Origin of the sequence: Rhizobium ruizarguesonis (assembly GCF_017357285.1) — a bacterium.
In the GTDB taxonomy this organism is placed as follows: Bacteria; Pseudomonadota; Alphaproteobacteria; order Rhizobiales; family Rhizobiaceae; genus Rhizobium; species Rhizobium ruizarguesonis.
This window is the reverse complement of the sequence record NZ_CP071680.1, coordinates 192,866-207,173: the sequence shown is the minus strand read 5'-3', so window position 1 is coordinate 207,173 and position 14,308 is coordinate 192,866. Positions and strand designations below refer to the sequence as shown.

16 protein-coding genes and 1 pseudogene are annotated in these 14,308 nt (G+C 62.1%); 9 read left to right on the top strand and 8 right to left on the bottom strand.

Annotated elements, in window-relative coordinates:
- Positions 1 to 321: 321 nt before the first annotated feature.
- The 6 genes from J3P73_RS29025 to J3P73_RS29000 all read right to left on the bottom strand — a co-directional run bounded on the left by J3P73_RS29025 (position 322) and on the right by J3P73_RS29000 (position 5,384).
- Entirely contained in the window at positions 322 to 723 is a 402-nt protein-coding gene (locus tag J3P73_RS29025; protein ID WP_130774340.1) for a DUF6130 family protein, read from the bottom strand.
- Positions 724 to 880: 157 nt separating this feature from the next.
- Entirely contained in the window at positions 881 to 1,276 is a 396-nt protein-coding gene (locus J3P73_RS29020; RefSeq protein ID WP_130687914.1) for a response regulator transcription factor, read from the bottom strand.
- An 81-nt stretch (positions 1,277 to 1,357) separates the two neighbouring features.
- Complete coding sequence (locus tag J3P73_RS29015) at positions 1,358 to 2,014, bottom strand: response regulator transcription factor (RefSeq protein WP_018482952.1); 657 nt, start codon at positions 2,012 to 2,014, stop codon at positions 1,358 to 1,360.
- Positions 1,995 to 4,343, bottom strand: a complete 2,349-nt coding sequence (locus J3P73_RS29010; protein ID WP_130687916.1) for a PAS domain-containing sensor histidine kinase — start codon at positions 4,341 to 4,343, stop codon at positions 1,995 to 1,997. The genes J3P73_RS29015 and J3P73_RS29010 overlap by 20 nt, the downstream gene beginning before the upstream one ends.
- Before the next feature lie 74 nt (positions 4,344 to 4,417).
- Entirely contained in the window at positions 4,418 to 5,164 is a 747-nt protein-coding gene (locus tag J3P73_RS29005) for a CbtA family protein (protein WP_130687918.1), read from the bottom strand.
- Between the two features lie 10 nt (positions 5,165 to 5,174).
- Entirely contained in the window at positions 5,175 to 5,384 is a 210-nt protein-coding gene (locus tag J3P73_RS29000; RefSeq protein WP_130687920.1) for a CbtB domain-containing protein, read from the bottom strand.
- Positions 5,385 to 5,560: 176 nt separating this feature from the next.
- Between J3P73_RS29000 and J3P73_RS28995 the strand changes: the two genes are divergently transcribed.
- The 6 genes and pseudogenes from J3P73_RS28995 to J3P73_RS37775 all read left to right on the top strand — a co-directional run.
- The gene (locus J3P73_RS28995; protein ID WP_130687922.1) at positions 5,561 to 5,905 is read left to right on the top strand and encodes an SH3-like domain-containing protein; all 345 of its coding nucleotides are present in this window, start codon (positions 5,561 to 5,563) and stop codon (positions 5,903 to 5,905) included.
- 2 nt (positions 5,906 to 5,907) lie between these two features.
- Entirely contained in the window at positions 5,908 to 6,558 is a 651-nt protein-coding gene (nthA, locus tag J3P73_RS28990; protein WP_018496998.1) for a nitrile hydratase subunit alpha, read from the top strand.
- Positions 6,555 to 6,887 (top strand): SH3-like domain-containing protein, encoded by a 333-nt coding sequence (locus J3P73_RS28985; RefSeq protein WP_130687924.1) that lies wholly within the window; start codon positions 6,555 to 6,557, stop codon positions 6,885 to 6,887. Before nthA ends, J3P73_RS28985 begins: the two co-directional genes overlap by 4 nt.
- Positions 6,869 to 7,567: an aquaporin gene (locus J3P73_RS28980; protein ID WP_130774341.1), complete on the top strand. Its 699-nt coding sequence runs from the start codon at positions 6,869 to 6,871 to the stop codon at positions 7,565 to 7,567. Before J3P73_RS28985 ends, J3P73_RS28980 begins: the two co-directional genes overlap by 19 nt.
- A gap of 1 nt (position 7,568) precedes the next feature.
- Positions 7,569 to 8,093 carry a cytochrome P460 family protein gene (locus tag J3P73_RS28975; protein ID WP_130774342.1) on the top strand — a complete coding sequence of 175 codons (525 nt, stop codon included), beginning with the start codon at positions 7,569 to 7,571 and terminating at the stop codon, positions 8,091 to 8,093.
- Positions 8,090 to 8,277 (top strand): annotated as a pseudogene (locus J3P73_RS37775) (DUF4142 domain-containing protein); the annotation flags it as partial. The gene J3P73_RS28975 and the pseudogene J3P73_RS37775, both read left to right, overlap by 4 nt.
- Before the next feature lie 73 nt (positions 8,278 to 8,350).
- Here the strand turns inward: J3P73_RS37775 and hutC are convergent.
- Positions 8,351 to 9,073, bottom strand: a complete 723-nt coding sequence (gene hutC / locus J3P73_RS28965) for a histidine utilization transcriptional repressor HutC (RefSeq protein WP_130774343.1) — start codon at positions 9,071 to 9,073, stop codon at positions 8,351 to 8,353.
- A gap of 121 nt (positions 9,074 to 9,194) precedes the next feature.
- Complete coding sequence (locus J3P73_RS28960; protein WP_130687930.1) at positions 9,195 to 10,541, bottom strand: formimidoylglutamate deiminase; 1,347 nt, start codon at positions 10,539 to 10,541, stop codon at positions 9,195 to 9,197.
- Between the two features lie 123 nt (positions 10,542 to 10,664).
- On the opposite strand from J3P73_RS28960, the gene hutI reads away from it, so the two are divergent.
- Genes hutI through hutG form a run of 3 tightly spaced genes read left to right on the top strand, consistent with a single transcriptional unit; the run spans position 10,665 to position 14,282 of the window.
- Entirely contained in the window at positions 10,665 to 11,927 is a 1,263-nt protein-coding gene (gene hutI, locus J3P73_RS28955; RefSeq protein ID WP_018069843.1) for an imidazolonepropionase, read from the top strand.
- Positions 11,924 to 13,459, top strand: a complete 1,536-nt coding sequence (gene hutH / locus J3P73_RS28950; RefSeq protein WP_130687932.1) for a histidine ammonia-lyase — start codon at positions 11,924 to 11,926, stop codon at positions 13,457 to 13,459. The genes hutI and hutH overlap by 4 nt, the downstream gene beginning before the upstream one ends.
- Before the next feature lies 1 nt (position 13,460).
- Positions 13,461 to 14,282, top strand: coding sequence for an N-formylglutamate deformylase (hutG, locus tag J3P73_RS28945; RefSeq protein ID WP_130774344.1), 822 nt, complete (start codon positions 13,461 to 13,463; stop codon positions 14,280 to 14,282).
- Positions 14,283 to 14,308 lie beyond the last annotated feature (26 nt).

The window sequence follows — 14,308 nt, the reverse complement described above, 5'->3', positions numbered from 1 at the left end:
ATGCTCCATGGTCCGCATTTTTGCGCTTTCCACAGCAGCGGGGTGCACGCCTGCAATGGGCCGACAGCAGGCGACACCTCTTCCGCTTTGCGCCGCCAGAAGCGGTCATCATCACTGCGGGCCGATAGGAGTCATCAACCAGCGACTTAATTGCCTACCACCGAGTTGGTGGCATTTGCTGCATAATAACGCAAAAGAACATCCCCTCGCGACGGGGTCCGAGGGGATGTTCTCCGGAGATCGCGGCCTGAGAGGGGCAGGCCTTTTGCGGACATGGCGCGTTCCGCGTGCGATCGCCTTGGGAGCTCGAGTCCTTCAAACCTATTTCTTCTCGGGCACGAAAAAGCTGACCGTCTCCGCCGTGATCACGTGATGTCTCGGATCGGCGAGTTCCACGAGAACCTTGTGCTCGCCAGCCGGAAGGCCGACGACGATAAGCGTCTCGCCGCTCGCATCGACGAAGTGCCAAGGAAGATCGTCGACGGTCACATGGACGTGCCCGATGCGCGGCGATACCTGTAACGCGGCTTCTCCGAAAAGCGGGACGATGCGGATGTTTTCCCCTCGATACTGGATGAAGACGAGGCCACGGGACAAAGGTTCCGGAAGCGGCGGATCCACGATGAGCTTCGGTGTCGGCTCGTCTTCGATGGCGATCAGGGGGGAAGGTCCGATGATGTCTCTGGCAGTCTGAGCGGGAACGCTCGTGGCAGGCGTCGTCATGGCGGCCCTCCTAGCTCGATTGCTTCGACAGCGTGACCCGGCGCGGTCTCACACCGTCGCCATCGGCTTCTAAATTTCCTCTGACGCGAAGATGAAGTCGAGTTAGATCTCGTGAGGCGCCGTTGGTTCTGGTGCGACCCGTGACGCTACGCTGCCCTTACCGCGTGGAAGCCGGACCGCTTGCCAGAGCCGTCCTGATCGCCTCGAGCAAGTCCGCTGGACTGACAGGCTTCAGGAAGATACGCGACGCCCCTGAATTCCTGGCACGGGCGCCGACCGCGACGTCGGAGTGGGCGGTGATCAGAATTGAAGGAATCCTTCTGGCCATTCCGGACAGCCTGTCGAGCAGGTCCAGTCCAGAAATACCGCCGAGCTGGATGTCGGTGACGAGGCAGGCTGCAGTCTGAAGCTCCGCGGAAGCTAGGAATTCTTCAGCCGAAGCGAAGGCGGCAACCCTGATGCCGTTGGCGCGTAGCAGCCCCCTGAGCGCGTCACGGACGGGCTCGTCATCCTCGACGCAAACCACCAGGGAGGTCTTCGACGCATCAACCATCAATCGATCCAATCGCTATAATCCTATGGCCGGTGTTGAACGCTCGCAATGCGACCAACGTCTGGAAAAATTCTATTAGAACTAGCCTTTAGTCGAGGTGGCTGACTGCTCTCCCAACTCGAGCAGATCGAAGTGGCGCACAAGCTCCGGAAGGGTCTGAACGTGCATCTTTTGCATGACGTTCCCTCGGTGCAATTTCACCGTCGCCTCGGTGATCCCCAAGGCAGTCGATATCTGCTTGTTACGTTGCCCTTCCACCACCCGGATCAGCACTTCCTGCTCACGTTTCGTCAGTGTGTCGAAATCGGCGCGGGCGCTCGCCGCCGCTTCTTCCTTGATCGTGAAGCGGCTGTCCCTCTTCATCGCGGCGTGAACGGCGTCCAGGAGGTCCTGCTCGCGCACTGGTTTCGTCAGGAATTCCGCAGCGCCCGCCTTCATCGCCCGCACCGCGATCGGAACGTCGGCATGGCCACTCATGAAAATCACCGGCCGGTGGAAGCCGCGGGTCCGCACCTCTTCGTAGAACTCGATGCCGCTCTGGCCGGGAAGCCGGACGTCCAGAATCATGCAGCCGACGGACCCCAACTGGCCTTTCGACGAGAATTCGGTCGCCGAAGAAAATGCGGCGACGTTGAATTTCATGGACCGCAGCAGACCGACTAGAGACTCGCGCACGCCGACGTCGTCTTCGATGACAACGACCTGCGGAGTGGCTTCCTCACGTTGCTTCTGGTTCATTTCCCCCCCTTGCATATGGTATCGCGAACTCGAACACCGATCCTCCCGACGCCCGAGGTCTCGCGGACAGCGTCCCGCTATGCCCCTCGATGATGGACCTGCAGATCGCCAGTCCCATGCCGGTCCCCTCCGGCTTGGTGGAGAAGAATGCTTCGAAAATGCGTTCTGACGCAATGGGGTCGAGGCCATGGCCATTGTCCTCCACCCGTACGACCACCGAGTGCGCGCCTCGATCCTCGCAGACCACGCCGATGGTCCGGCCATGGTCCCTTCCCGTCATCGCTTCGGCAGCATTGAGTATCAGGTTCAATAGAACCTGCTGGAGCTGAACCTTGTCACCCCGGACTGACTTTATGTCTTGCGACAACGACACGGATGCGTTGATCTGCCTGCTGCGGAGTTCGCTTCGCATCATCGTCAGAACGTCGGCGACGATTTCGTTGATATCCACCATCGCGATGGATGGACGCGAATTCCGCGCCATGTTTCTGACGTTCAACAGGACGTCTCCTGCCCGCTGGCCATCCTTGACGATGCGTTCCGCCGCGATCTTCGCTTCCTCCAGATCAGGTTCCGGGCGATCCAGCCAGCTTAGACATGTGGCAGCGTTCGTGACGATGGCCATGAGCGGCTGGTTCATTTCGTGGGCGATGCTGACGGTGACGGCGCCCATCGCAGCCAGGCGGTTCATTCGAACGACATCGGCCTGGGCCTTCCTGAGTGCCTCTTCGCCGCTGATCCGATCCGTTAGATCGATGATGGCACCGAACACCTCCAGCTCTTCGTCTGGATGTGGCTCGACGCGGGTGACGCAGTGTACGTGCCTGATGGAGCCGTCGGGCATCAGAAGCCTGTGCTCCGCCTCCCAGGCTTTGCGGTCCCGCATGCCAGTCGCATGGATTTCGTTGATCCGCTCGCGATCGTCGGGATGAATGCGCGCTATTATAGCCTCGCCCGTCAGTGGCTGCGCCGGATCGAGACCGTAGATGTTATAGGTCTCAGCCGACCAGATGATCTCGCCGCTGGAGGGTCTGATCTGGAAACTGCCGACGTGAGTGAGCTTCTGCGCTTCGGCAAGGGAGGCCTGCGCCCGCTGCGCCTCGGCGAGCGAACTTCGTATGCGCTCTTCTGAGTGCCTTGCCTCCGTGACGTCGACGATGGTGCCGATGTAGGCGCGAGGATGGCTTCTCTCATAGATCAGACGGCCGCGCGCATGAATGAACTTGACCGTTCCATTTGGCAGGACGAAGCGATGCTGGACGTTCAGTTCTTCGCCTTGTAGCGCCCTCCCATGCGCCTCTGCGACCAATTCGCGGTCTTCTGGATGCACCCTTTCCATCAAGGTCTCGAAGGTAATCTCGTTACTCGGGAGGCCGACGATGTTGGTGCACTCGGCAGAACAGGTGAAAATGTCCGATATCATGTCCCAAGACCAACTGCCGGTCTCGATGATCCGTTGCGCCTCGGCCATGACGGCCTGGCTTTTGGCCAGTTCGAACTCGGCACGTTTCAGGTCGTCGATGTCAGTGTTGATCCCGTACCACTTGCGAACCTTGCCATCGTCGCCGACAAATGGGACGGCCCGGAGCATGAAGTATCTCGCTTCCCCGTCGTGACGCAGGATGCGCGCCTCGACGCCGCCGGGCTTTCCGGCGACAAGGAGTTCGGTCCAGGCGGTTATGACTTTCTGAACATCGTCGGGATGGAACGACGCCAGGAACCCCATGCCGAGAGCGTCTTCGCGCTTTATGCCCGTGTACTCGTACCATTGCTTGCTCGCATCTTCGAGTTCGCCGCCGGGGCCACCGATCCACGTAAGTGCGGGGATCATGTCGAGGTTGAGTCGAAGCTCCCGCACCACGCTGGCTGCGTCCTCCCTAAAAGAGCGCAACTCCTCGTCGGTCGCTCGCTTGGCGAGCGATGCGGCAAACGTCGACGCCAGCCATTCGAGCTTTTCCAACCCCCTGTGGGTGGTTAGCGCTCCATCGATCTCCAGGTAGACCGCCGCCCTGGGATGGTCGGGAAGGCTGATCGGAACGCACACCGCCGACCGGGTTGTACTCGAGATCTCTCGTAGTTTCCCAGAGCTGATCACATCGCGAACGACGATCTCGTCCAGTTCGTGAAGGTTCGCCGGGAGGAAGGCAGATGACACGTCTTCGCCAGCCGCCGTGGCGGCGACCGTGAGGCGTTCGTCAACGGAGGCCACGATGAACGCCCTGTCCGCTCGAACCGTGTGCAGCGCCAAGTGCAGGAACTGCTCGATATCGTGTTCGGCGCACTCGATATGCGACGTTCCTGGGGTTTCCGCATGCGAGACGTCGCTCATCGGTGCCACTGCTCCGCGATCACATGCCTGGGATGCTAGTCCTGAGGACCGACGAAAGCCAGTTCCCAACGCAATCAGGCATTCGGTATTCCACGGCGTGCAACCCCTTCCGCGCGTCGATCTCGACTGACGACGTGTTCGGCCATCTGCCCGAAGAGCAGGCCCAGCCCGCCCCATACGATCATTTGCAGCAGCGCAGCGTGTACCCGAAATTCCAAAAGCAGGCCTCTAGGGTAATCGTGGGGCGTCTCCGATATCGCAGGCAGCATCGTCATGAACAGGAAGGCAAGTGCGACGAACATCCCAGTACCGATCGGGACCGATATCGCCGAGCCAACACGCGGTCTCATCAGGTGGGCGATCCATGCCGACGCCGCCATGCACGCGGTCGATAGCATGATCATGACGAAGTACAGTTCGGTCCTGACCCCGATGGTCTCCGCACTCCCGACGCCGGGAGGGTTCGCGGGATACTTGAGTTGTGGAACGAGCACGAGCGAGACGTAGCCGGCAATGGCGAGCGTCCAGACCGCTGACCGCGGCCTGACGCTCAGTCGACCATGAAGAAAGGCCAGTCCGATCGCAAGGAAACCGCCGAGTGCCGTGCAGTAGGCGGCGAGGCCCGTGAGTAGGCCCGCGTTGCGTTGGGTGCTCCGAGAGACCGTGCCCTCCTCGACGCCGGCGTGGTGGTGAGCGCCGATCTCTTCCAAGGCGATCGCTCGTTCGATGGTGGGTTCGGCGTAGACGCGTGCAAATGAAAAGGCGAACAGCGCAACGACCAGTCCGGACAGCATTCCTGCCAGCAAAAGTCTCTGAACCATGACTGTCGCCTCAATGGCACGGAAAGCCGAGCAGATGCCGGCCGTCGTGGACAAACTCGTGCACGGCGTCGCCCTGTATGAGCGAGGTCGCGCCCTGCTCCGCGCCAACGAAGTAGAGGGCCATCAGCAGGAGGAGGCCGACGAAGACCGTCCACGGCAGCAGTTCCTGCGGGGAGATTGGCACCGCGCCTGGTGCGGGGTGGACGACGATGTGGGTCATCGGAAGGTTCCTTGGCTAGGCATGGATGTTGTGTCACCAAATCAGATCGGTGGCCCGCCGTTTATCGAAACCGTCCGATTCCGCGCATTGCATCCGTTCACCGCGCCATCGCACGAATCCGAAATATCGCCCCGCGTCGTCCTCGTAATGTTCGGCGAGAATGATCGGAGGATTGGATGAAGCCCGCCCATATACCAACGAGGAAGATCGAAGGCGTCGTGCCCGCCTTCGGCGAGCTGCCCATCTTCGCGGTTGGACAGTCGGTCAAGGTCTCGGATCGCGCGCCGGTCGGGCACTACCGGGTGCCGACCTACCTGCGTGGCAAGACGGCGGTCGTCGAGGCGATCATGGAACCGAAGGCCGTCAACAACGAGGAAGAGGCGTTCGGCCGCAACGCAGGCGCCGTTCGTCACTATTATCGAATTGCGGTGCCGATGACGTCGATCTGGAGCGACTACGCGGGTTCGCCCGACGACGGCCTCCGGATCGAAGTGTTCGAAACATGGCTGGAAGGAGCCTGATAATGGCCGAGCACGAAGAACATGGACACGACCACGATCACGCTCCGATCGTCGCGACGGAAGCGCCCGGCTATTACGACGTCATGGAGACGGCGTTTCAGGAACTCATGATCGAGAAGGGCTACTTCACTGCCGGCGAAATCCGGCGGCAGATCGAGGTGCTCGATTCTCGCAACCCGGCATTGGGTGCGAAGGTTGTCGCAAGGGCCTGGACGGATCCGGAGTTCAGGGGCCGCCTGCTGGAGAACGGAAGGACTGGGTGCGAAGAACTCGGCATAACTTTCTACGACGAAACCCAACTGATCGTGCTTGAGAACACGCCGAAGGTCCACAACCTGATCGTCTGTACGCTCTGCTCCTGCTATCCGAGGCCGGTCCTTGGGCTTCCGCCCGACTGGTACAAGCTGAAGCCTTATCGGGCACGGGCGGTCTACGAACCCCGGAAGGTGCTCGAGGAGTTCGGTACTCACATTCCCGACGACGTCGAGATCCGCGTGAGCGACTCAACCGCCATCCAGCGATATCTGGTTCTACCGATGCGCCCGGCCGGAACCGACGGCCTCGACGAGGAGCAGCTCGCCGCGCTCGTTACCCGAGACGCGATGATCGGCGTCATCCAGATACAATCGCCAGCTCAAGGAGTTGCGGCATGACCGGCAGCGAACAGTTCGTGAAGCGTCTCCCTAACGACATCGGGGGATTGGAAGCGCCGAAGATCGAAAGGGTCGAGCATGAGCTCCTTCCCTGGGAGAAACGCTGTCACGCACTCGCGGACGTCCTCGACTTCCACAAGATCATCAACACCGAGGAGAAGCGACGCGGCGTCGAATCCTTGGGGTCCGACCTGGTCGGCAAGCTTTCATACTATGAGAGATGGATCGCCGCCTTCGCGAACATCGCCTTCCAGAAAGGTCTGCTCACGCCCGAGGAACTGGCGGTGAAGATGGACGCGGTGGAGGCGAGATGGGCGTCGCACGCCTAGGAGCGGTTGGCACATCATCGCGCAAATGCTTCGTCGAGGACGATGTGACCGTTTCGCTGTTCCGGCGGTCGCTGGCGGAAGGCGTAGGCACCGCGATGCTGATGATCGCAGTCGTCGGGTCCGGCCTCCATGTCGGCAGCTCGGAGCTTTCGTCCGCGATGGCGATCTCAGGAAGTCTGATTGGCTTGATGTTGGCGTTCGGCGCGGTATCCGGCGGACACTTCAATCCGACGATCACGTTGATGCAGTGGCTCTCCGGACAACGAACGCTGGACTGCGCCGTATGGTACATTGCGTCCCAGATCGCGGGAGCGCTGTCAGGGGCGCTCGTTTCCGCCTTCGTCTTCGGTGTCCCGCCTGGTCGACCGGGTTTCGACTCTCCAACCGTATCGTCACTGGCCAGCGAAGGTGTAGCATCGTTCGGCTTGATGACAGTCGTCTTCTGCTGCTCGCGCAGCACGAACAAACTCGCGGGACCTTTCGCCGTCGGCCTGTGGCTGCTGGCTGCGATCCTCTCGACGCCGACGGGGTCGATCGCGAACCCCGCGGTGGCTATCAGTCTGTTCGCCACGCCCGCGAGCGCGTCCGTGGTCGCCGTGTCGCTCTTCGTGGTCGTCCAGATCATTGGAGGAAGCCTTGCCGCACTGACTGCATCGACGATCTATCCAGATGGAGGTTGAAATGCGAAAAACCACAGCGTTCTTCTTGCTTGCATCAGGTATCGCCGCGATCGGCGTGTCGGTCGGAGCGGCCAGCGGCGTGTCGGACAACCCTTCACCGATCTACGGCGTCAGCCTGCCACAGGGATATCGAAACTGGCAGATGATCACGGTCGCCCACGAGGCTGGGAAGAACAACGACATCCGCGGTATTCTTGGAAACGACATCGCCATGAAGGCATTTCGGGAGGGTACGCGGCCCTTTCCGGATGGAACGGTGCTCGCCCGCCTGGCGTACGTCTACAAGTCGTCTCCAGAAAACGATGCGGTATTCCCGGCGCCGCAGTCCTTCGTGGCGGGCGACCCAACGAACGTCCAGATCAGCGTGAAGGACTCCAAGAAGTATGCCGACAGTGGCGGCTGGGGATATGGCCAGTTCGAGAACGGCGTCGCCAACCAGATTGAGCCGCTTATGAAGTCCTGCTTCGCGTGCCATACGAAGCTGGACCGTTCGAAGGACTTGGTGTTCAGCCATTACTCCCTCTGAGTATCGGCGATGACGCCAAACAGTTCGCCCGGGACATGATCAGGGATCACGGCAAGGCGGTGGCCCTGCTGGGCGATGCCGCAAAACGGGACGGCATCGAACTGCCCGCTGCTCTCGACGCGGAGCATGCTGCCAAGTGACCGCCCTTTGGCAAAGCGACGCCGCCAATCTCGACCAGGCCTACCGTACTCAGGGGCGGGATTTCGACAGATCCAGCAGGTTCGTCACCGCGGCACCAGCCGGTTGGATCGGGCTCGTTATTGCGACGCCGGCGTGAAACGCGCCACCAATGCATGGCGATCGCCCGGATAGGTGAAGCGCACATGCGTCACCGGGCCGGCACCGCTCCAGGTGCGGCGTTCGACCACGAGGCAGGCAGTATTGCGCGCAATGTCGAGGACGGCGGCCACCTCGGCACTGGCGGAGACGGCATGGATCCGGTGTTCGGCCGTGCTCCACGGCACCTGGTTGAGCAGCCAGGGACCCGGCGCCATCGTCAGGAAATCGGCACTGGCGGCCTCCGGCACCGTCGCAAGGCTGATCAGCCGCTCCTCCAGGCAAAAGGGCCGCATGCCGGCATTGTGGATGCAGACGACCTCGACGACCGAGGACGCCACAGGCAGTTCAAGTCTCCGACTGTCTTCCGCCTTGGCCTTGCGGCTCGTCTTCTTCGATACCGCATAGGAATAGGGCAGGTTCAGGGACTGCACCTCGGCCTTGATATCGTGGATTTCGAGAACAGCCGATTGCGCCTGCGGCTGGGTGACGAAGCTGCCGGACTTCTTGCGGCGCTCGATCAGGCCGGCCTTGGCGAGCTGGGTCAGCACCTTGTTGACCGTCATGCGCGAGCAGTCATACTGCGTGGCGAGATCGACCTCGAAGGGAATGCGGTGCCCCGGCGGCCAATCGCCCGAGACGATACGGCCCTCGATTTCGCTGAGGATGCGCTGATGCAAGGTGGGATCCCTGCTTTGGTTCATCGCCACGTTCCGACTGGTCTCCCGCTATCTCTTTGTTTTTACTAAAATCCAGACGAAAAACCACTACGCATTTTTGCTGGAACTGCTCTAATTCGAATGCCTGTACAGGAAAAGCCCTTTTTCAGGCGGCCAGCAGTTCGCCCATGACAGCCAGGAAACGCCGGTCGATGGCATCGCGCCTGAGATGGCGTCCGCCCTCCACTTGCTTGCGGCCATGCGCCCAAACGCAATCGACGGCGACACCGCCGGCAAACAGCCAATGGTCGAGGATCTGGTCGCCTGTGAGATAGGGAACAGCTTTGGTGTCGAGTGAGACGATATCGGCGGAATGGCCCTCAACGAGGCCTGCCGGCGCCTTCAGCGCGGCACCGCCGCCGGCAAGTGCATGTGTGAACAGCGAAAGCGCCGTCGAACCGCCGGGTGCGGCCACGACGTTGCGGGCGCGAAGCGCCAGGCGCTGCGAATATTCGAGCTGGCGCAGTTCCTCCGGCACGGAGATCAGCACGTTGGAATCCGAGCCGATGCCATAACGACCGCCCTCTTCGAGGAAGAGCGGCGCGGCAAAGGCGCCGTCGCCGAGATTGGCTTCGGTGATCGGGCAGAGGCCGGCAATCGCGCCGCTTTTCGCCATCCGCCGCGTTTCGTCCTCGGTCATGTGCGTCGCGTGGATCAGGCACCAGCGCTCATCCACAGGCGCATGATCGAGCAGCCATTCGACGGGCCGCGCGCCGGACCAGGCGATGCAGTCCTCAACTTCCTTCACCTGCTCGGCGACATGGATATGGATGGGACCGTCGCCCGCCATCGGCACGAGCCTTGCGAGCTCGTCCGGGGTCGCGGCGCGCAAGCTGTGAGGCGCCAGCCCGAGCTCGGCGCCGTCGAGCCGGCCGGTGACTGCCCGGCATCCCTCCATCAGCCTTTCGAAGCTTTTGAGCGAATTGATGAAACGCCGCTGACCATCGATGGGGGCAGCTCCGCCGAAGCCGGAATGGGCATAGAAGACCGGCAGCAGCGTCAGGCCGATACCGGTCTCTTGGCTTGCCGCGCCGATGCGTTCGGCAAGCTCGGCGATATTGGCGTAAGCGCCGCCATCCCTGTCGTGGTGGAGATAGTGGAACTCGCCGACGCGGGAAAAACCGGCCTCCAGCATCTCGGCATAAAGCTTGGCCGCGACCGCCTCGACATGATCAGGCGTCATTGCCAGGGCAAACTTGTACATGACCGTGCGCCAGCTCCAGAAGCTGTCATTGGCCGGGCCGCGCACTTCGGCAAGGCCGGCCATCGCCCGCTGGAAGGCATGGCTGTGCAGGTTCGCCATGGCGGGAACGAGGAGAGCATGGCGTTCGTCGCCGGGCCTGGGAGACGTGCCGATTTCGACCCGTGCGATGCGCCCGGCTTCAAGCGTCAGCCGCACGTCCTTCTGCCAGCCTTGCGGCGTCAGCGCCGTGCCTGCGTGAAGTGTGGTCATGGCCTTCCCTCTCCTTTTGCCGCGTCGCCGATCTTTCTTTTCCAGAAAAGCGCGCAAAATTTCTCTTGTCACCCGCCGATTATGTATATACATGTTATTGGCATAAGGAAAGGCGCAAAGCTGATGACCGGGAACAATTTTTCAGAGGAAGCCTCCTCAGCCGAAGCCCACCCAGTGCTTTGGCGCAATGCGCGGCTGGCCACGCTGGCGCCTGGTAAAGAAGGGCTCGGCATCGTCGAAAAGGGCGCCGTGCTGGTCGAAAACGGCCGCATCGCCTTTGCCGGCGCCGAAAGCGACCTGCCGGCATCGGCCATCGAACACTCCGAAATCGTCGATCTCGAAGGCCGCTGGGTAACGCCCGGCCTCGTCGACTGCCACACCCATATCGTCCACGGCGGCAATCGCGCCCGCGAGTTCGAAATGCGCCTTGCAGGCGCCACCTATGAGGAGGTCGCGCGCGCCGGTGGCGGCATCGTCTCCTCGGTGAAGGCGACCAATGCGCTGTCGGTCGAAGAGCTCGTCGCCGGGGCTCTGCCGCGGCTCGACACGCTGCTTGCCGAAGGCGTCACGACGATCGAGGTCAAGTCCGGATACGGGCTGAACCGAACCGGTGAAGTGAAGATGCTGCAGAGCGCCCGCCTGCTTGGCCATGTCAGACCGGTCCGCGTTGCCACCAGCTATCTCGGCGCCCATGCGACGCCTCTCGAATATAAGGGTCGTAACGGCGATTATCTCGATGATGTCGTCCTGCCAGGTCTCGACGACATGCATAATCTCGGTCTTGCCGATGCCGTCGACGGCTTTTGCGAGGGCATCGCCTTTTCCACGACCGAGATCGCCCGCGTCTTCGACAAGGCAAAGGCGCTCGGCCTGCCGGTCAAGCTGCATGCCGAGCAGCTCTCCAATCTTGGCGGCGCCAAGCTCGCCGCGTCATACGGCGCGCTTTCGGCCGATCATCTCGAATATCTCGACGAAGATGGCGTTGCGGCGATGGCCGCAGCCGGCACCGTCGCCGTGCTGCTGCCCGGCGCCTTCTACGCCATCCATGAAAAGCAGAAGCCGCCGGTAGAGGCGTTGCGGCGGGCTGGCGTGCCGATCGCGATCGCCACCGATTGCAATCCCGGCACCTCGCCGCTGACCTCGATGCTGCTCACCATGAACATGTCGGCGACGCTTTTCGGCCTCACCGTCGAGGAATGCATCGCCGGCGCCACCCGCGAAGGCGCCCGCGCCCTCGGTCTGCTCGACAAGACAGGAACGCTCGAAGCCGGCAAATCCGCCGACCTCGCCATCTGGAATATCGAAAGCCTCGCCGAGCTCGTCTATCGCATCGGCTTCAATCCGCTTCACGCACGCGTCTTCAAGGGCGAAAGGAACGGTCGATGACCATCACACTCCACCCGGGCTCCGTCTCGCTCAAGGACCTGGAAACCATCTACTGGACGGGCGCACCGGCAAGGCTTGATCCCTCCTTCGATACCGGGATCGCCAAGGCCGCTGCCCGTATCGCCGAGATCGCCGCCGGCAATGCGCCGGTCTACGGCATCAATACCGGCTTCGGCAAACTCGCCTCGATCAAGATCGACAGTGCCGATGTGACCACCTTGCAGCGCAATCTCATCCTGTCGCATTGCTGCGGCGTCGGCGCGCCGCTGCCTGAGAATATCGTGCGGCTGATCATGGCGCTGAAGCTGGTCTCGCTCGGGCGCGGCGCTTCCGGCGTGCGGCTGGAACTGGTGCGGCTGATCGAAGGCATGCTGGATAAGGGTGTCATTCCGCTGATCCCGGAAAAAGGCTCGGTCGGCGCCTCCGGCGATCTTGCACCCCTTGCCCATATGGCGGCGGTGATGATGGGCGAGGCCGAAGCCTTCTTCGCCGGCGAACGGCTCCCGGGCGCTGAAGCCCTCGAAAGAGCCGGCCTCAAACCGGTCGTGCTCGCCGCCAAGGAGGGCCTGGCGCTGATCAACGGCACCCAGACCTCGACGGCGCTGGCGCTTGCCGGCCTCTTCCGCGCCCATCGTGCCGCACAGGCAGCTCTCATCACCGGCGCCATGTCCACCGATGCCGCCATGGGCTCTTCGGCCCCCTTCCATCCGGATATTCACACATTGCGTGGCCACAAGGGCCAGATCGACACGGCAGCCGCGCTGCGCGCGCTCCTCGAAAACTCGATCATTCGCCAGAGCCATATCGAGGGCGACGAGCGCGTGCAGGATCCCTATTGCATCCGCTGCCAGCCGCAGGTCGACGGCGCTTGCCTCGATCTGCTGCGCTCGGTTGCCCGCACGCTTGAAATCGAGGCCAATGCGGTCACCGACAATCCGCTGGTGCTCTCGGACAATTCCGTCGTCTCCGGCGGCAATTTCCACGCCGAACCCGTCGCCTTCGCCGCCGACCAGATCGCGCTCGCCGTCTGCGAGATCGGCGCGATTTCGCAGCGCCGCATCGCGCTGCTGGTCGATCCGACCCTTTCTTACGGCCTGCCGGCCTTTCTCGCCAAGAAGCCGGGCTTGAACTCCGGCCTGATGATCGCCGAGGTGACGTCTGCGGCGCTGATGTCCGAAAACAAGCAGATGTCGCACCCGGCCTCTGTCGATTCGACGCCGACATCGGCCAACCAGGAAGACCATGTCTCGATGGCCTGCCATGGTGCCCGCCGCCTGCTCGCCATGACCGAGAACCTGTTCGGCATCATCGGCATCGAGGCGCTGACCGCCGCCCAAGGCGTCGAACTGCGCGCGCCGCTATCGACCAGCCCGGAACTGGGCAAGGCGATCACTGCCATCCGCACCAAGGTTCCGAGCCTCGACGTCGACCGCTACATGGCAAATGATCTCGCCGCTGCCGCCGAACTGGTGGCAACGGGCGCGCTGAACGCTTCGGTTTCATCTGGCATATTGCCGGTTTTGGAGGGTTGAGATGATGGCGACTGAAAAAGTCTCCTCCCCATGCGAAATTCGCCAAGGCACCTCCCCCGTCATCCTCGGTTTCCCCCATACTGGCACCGAGGTGCCGGCTGAGATTGCCGACCGCCTCAACGACAACGGCAGGATGCTGGCCGACACCGACTGGCACATCCATGAGCTCTATGACGGCCTGCTCGACAATGTCACGGTCGTCCGCGCCACCTTCCACCGCTATGTGATCGATGCCAACCGCGATCCGGCGGGCGTCAGCCTCTATCCCGGCCAGAATACCACCGGCCTCGTTCCTCAGACGGATTTCGACGGCAAGGCGATCTGGAAGGATGGGCAGGCGCCTGACGAAGCCGACGTCGCGGCGCGGCTGCGGGACTTCCATGCTCCCTACCATGCCGCACTTGCCGCCGAGATCGAGCGCGTCAGAGCAATCCATGGCGTCGCAATTCTCTACGACTGCCACTCGATCCGCTCCCACATTCCCTTCCTCTTCGAAGGCAAGTTGCCGGATTTCAATATCGGCACAGACCAGGGCAAGACGTGCGACAGCGCGATCGAGCAGGCGACGCTCACGGTCGTCGAAGCCGCCGAGGGTTACGACAGTGTGCTCAACGGCCGCTTCAAGGGCGGATGGACGACACGCCACTATGGTCGGCCCGATACCGGTGTGCACGCGATCCAGATGGAGCTTGCGCAATCGACGCATCTCCAGACCGAGGCGCCGCCCTTCGCCTACGATGCCGCCAAGGCAGACAGACTTCGCGTCCATCTCAAAAACATTCTGGTGCGCATCGAACAGATTGCGCCAGGCCTGAAACGCTGACGCCCGAAACCTGACGATTGAAAACC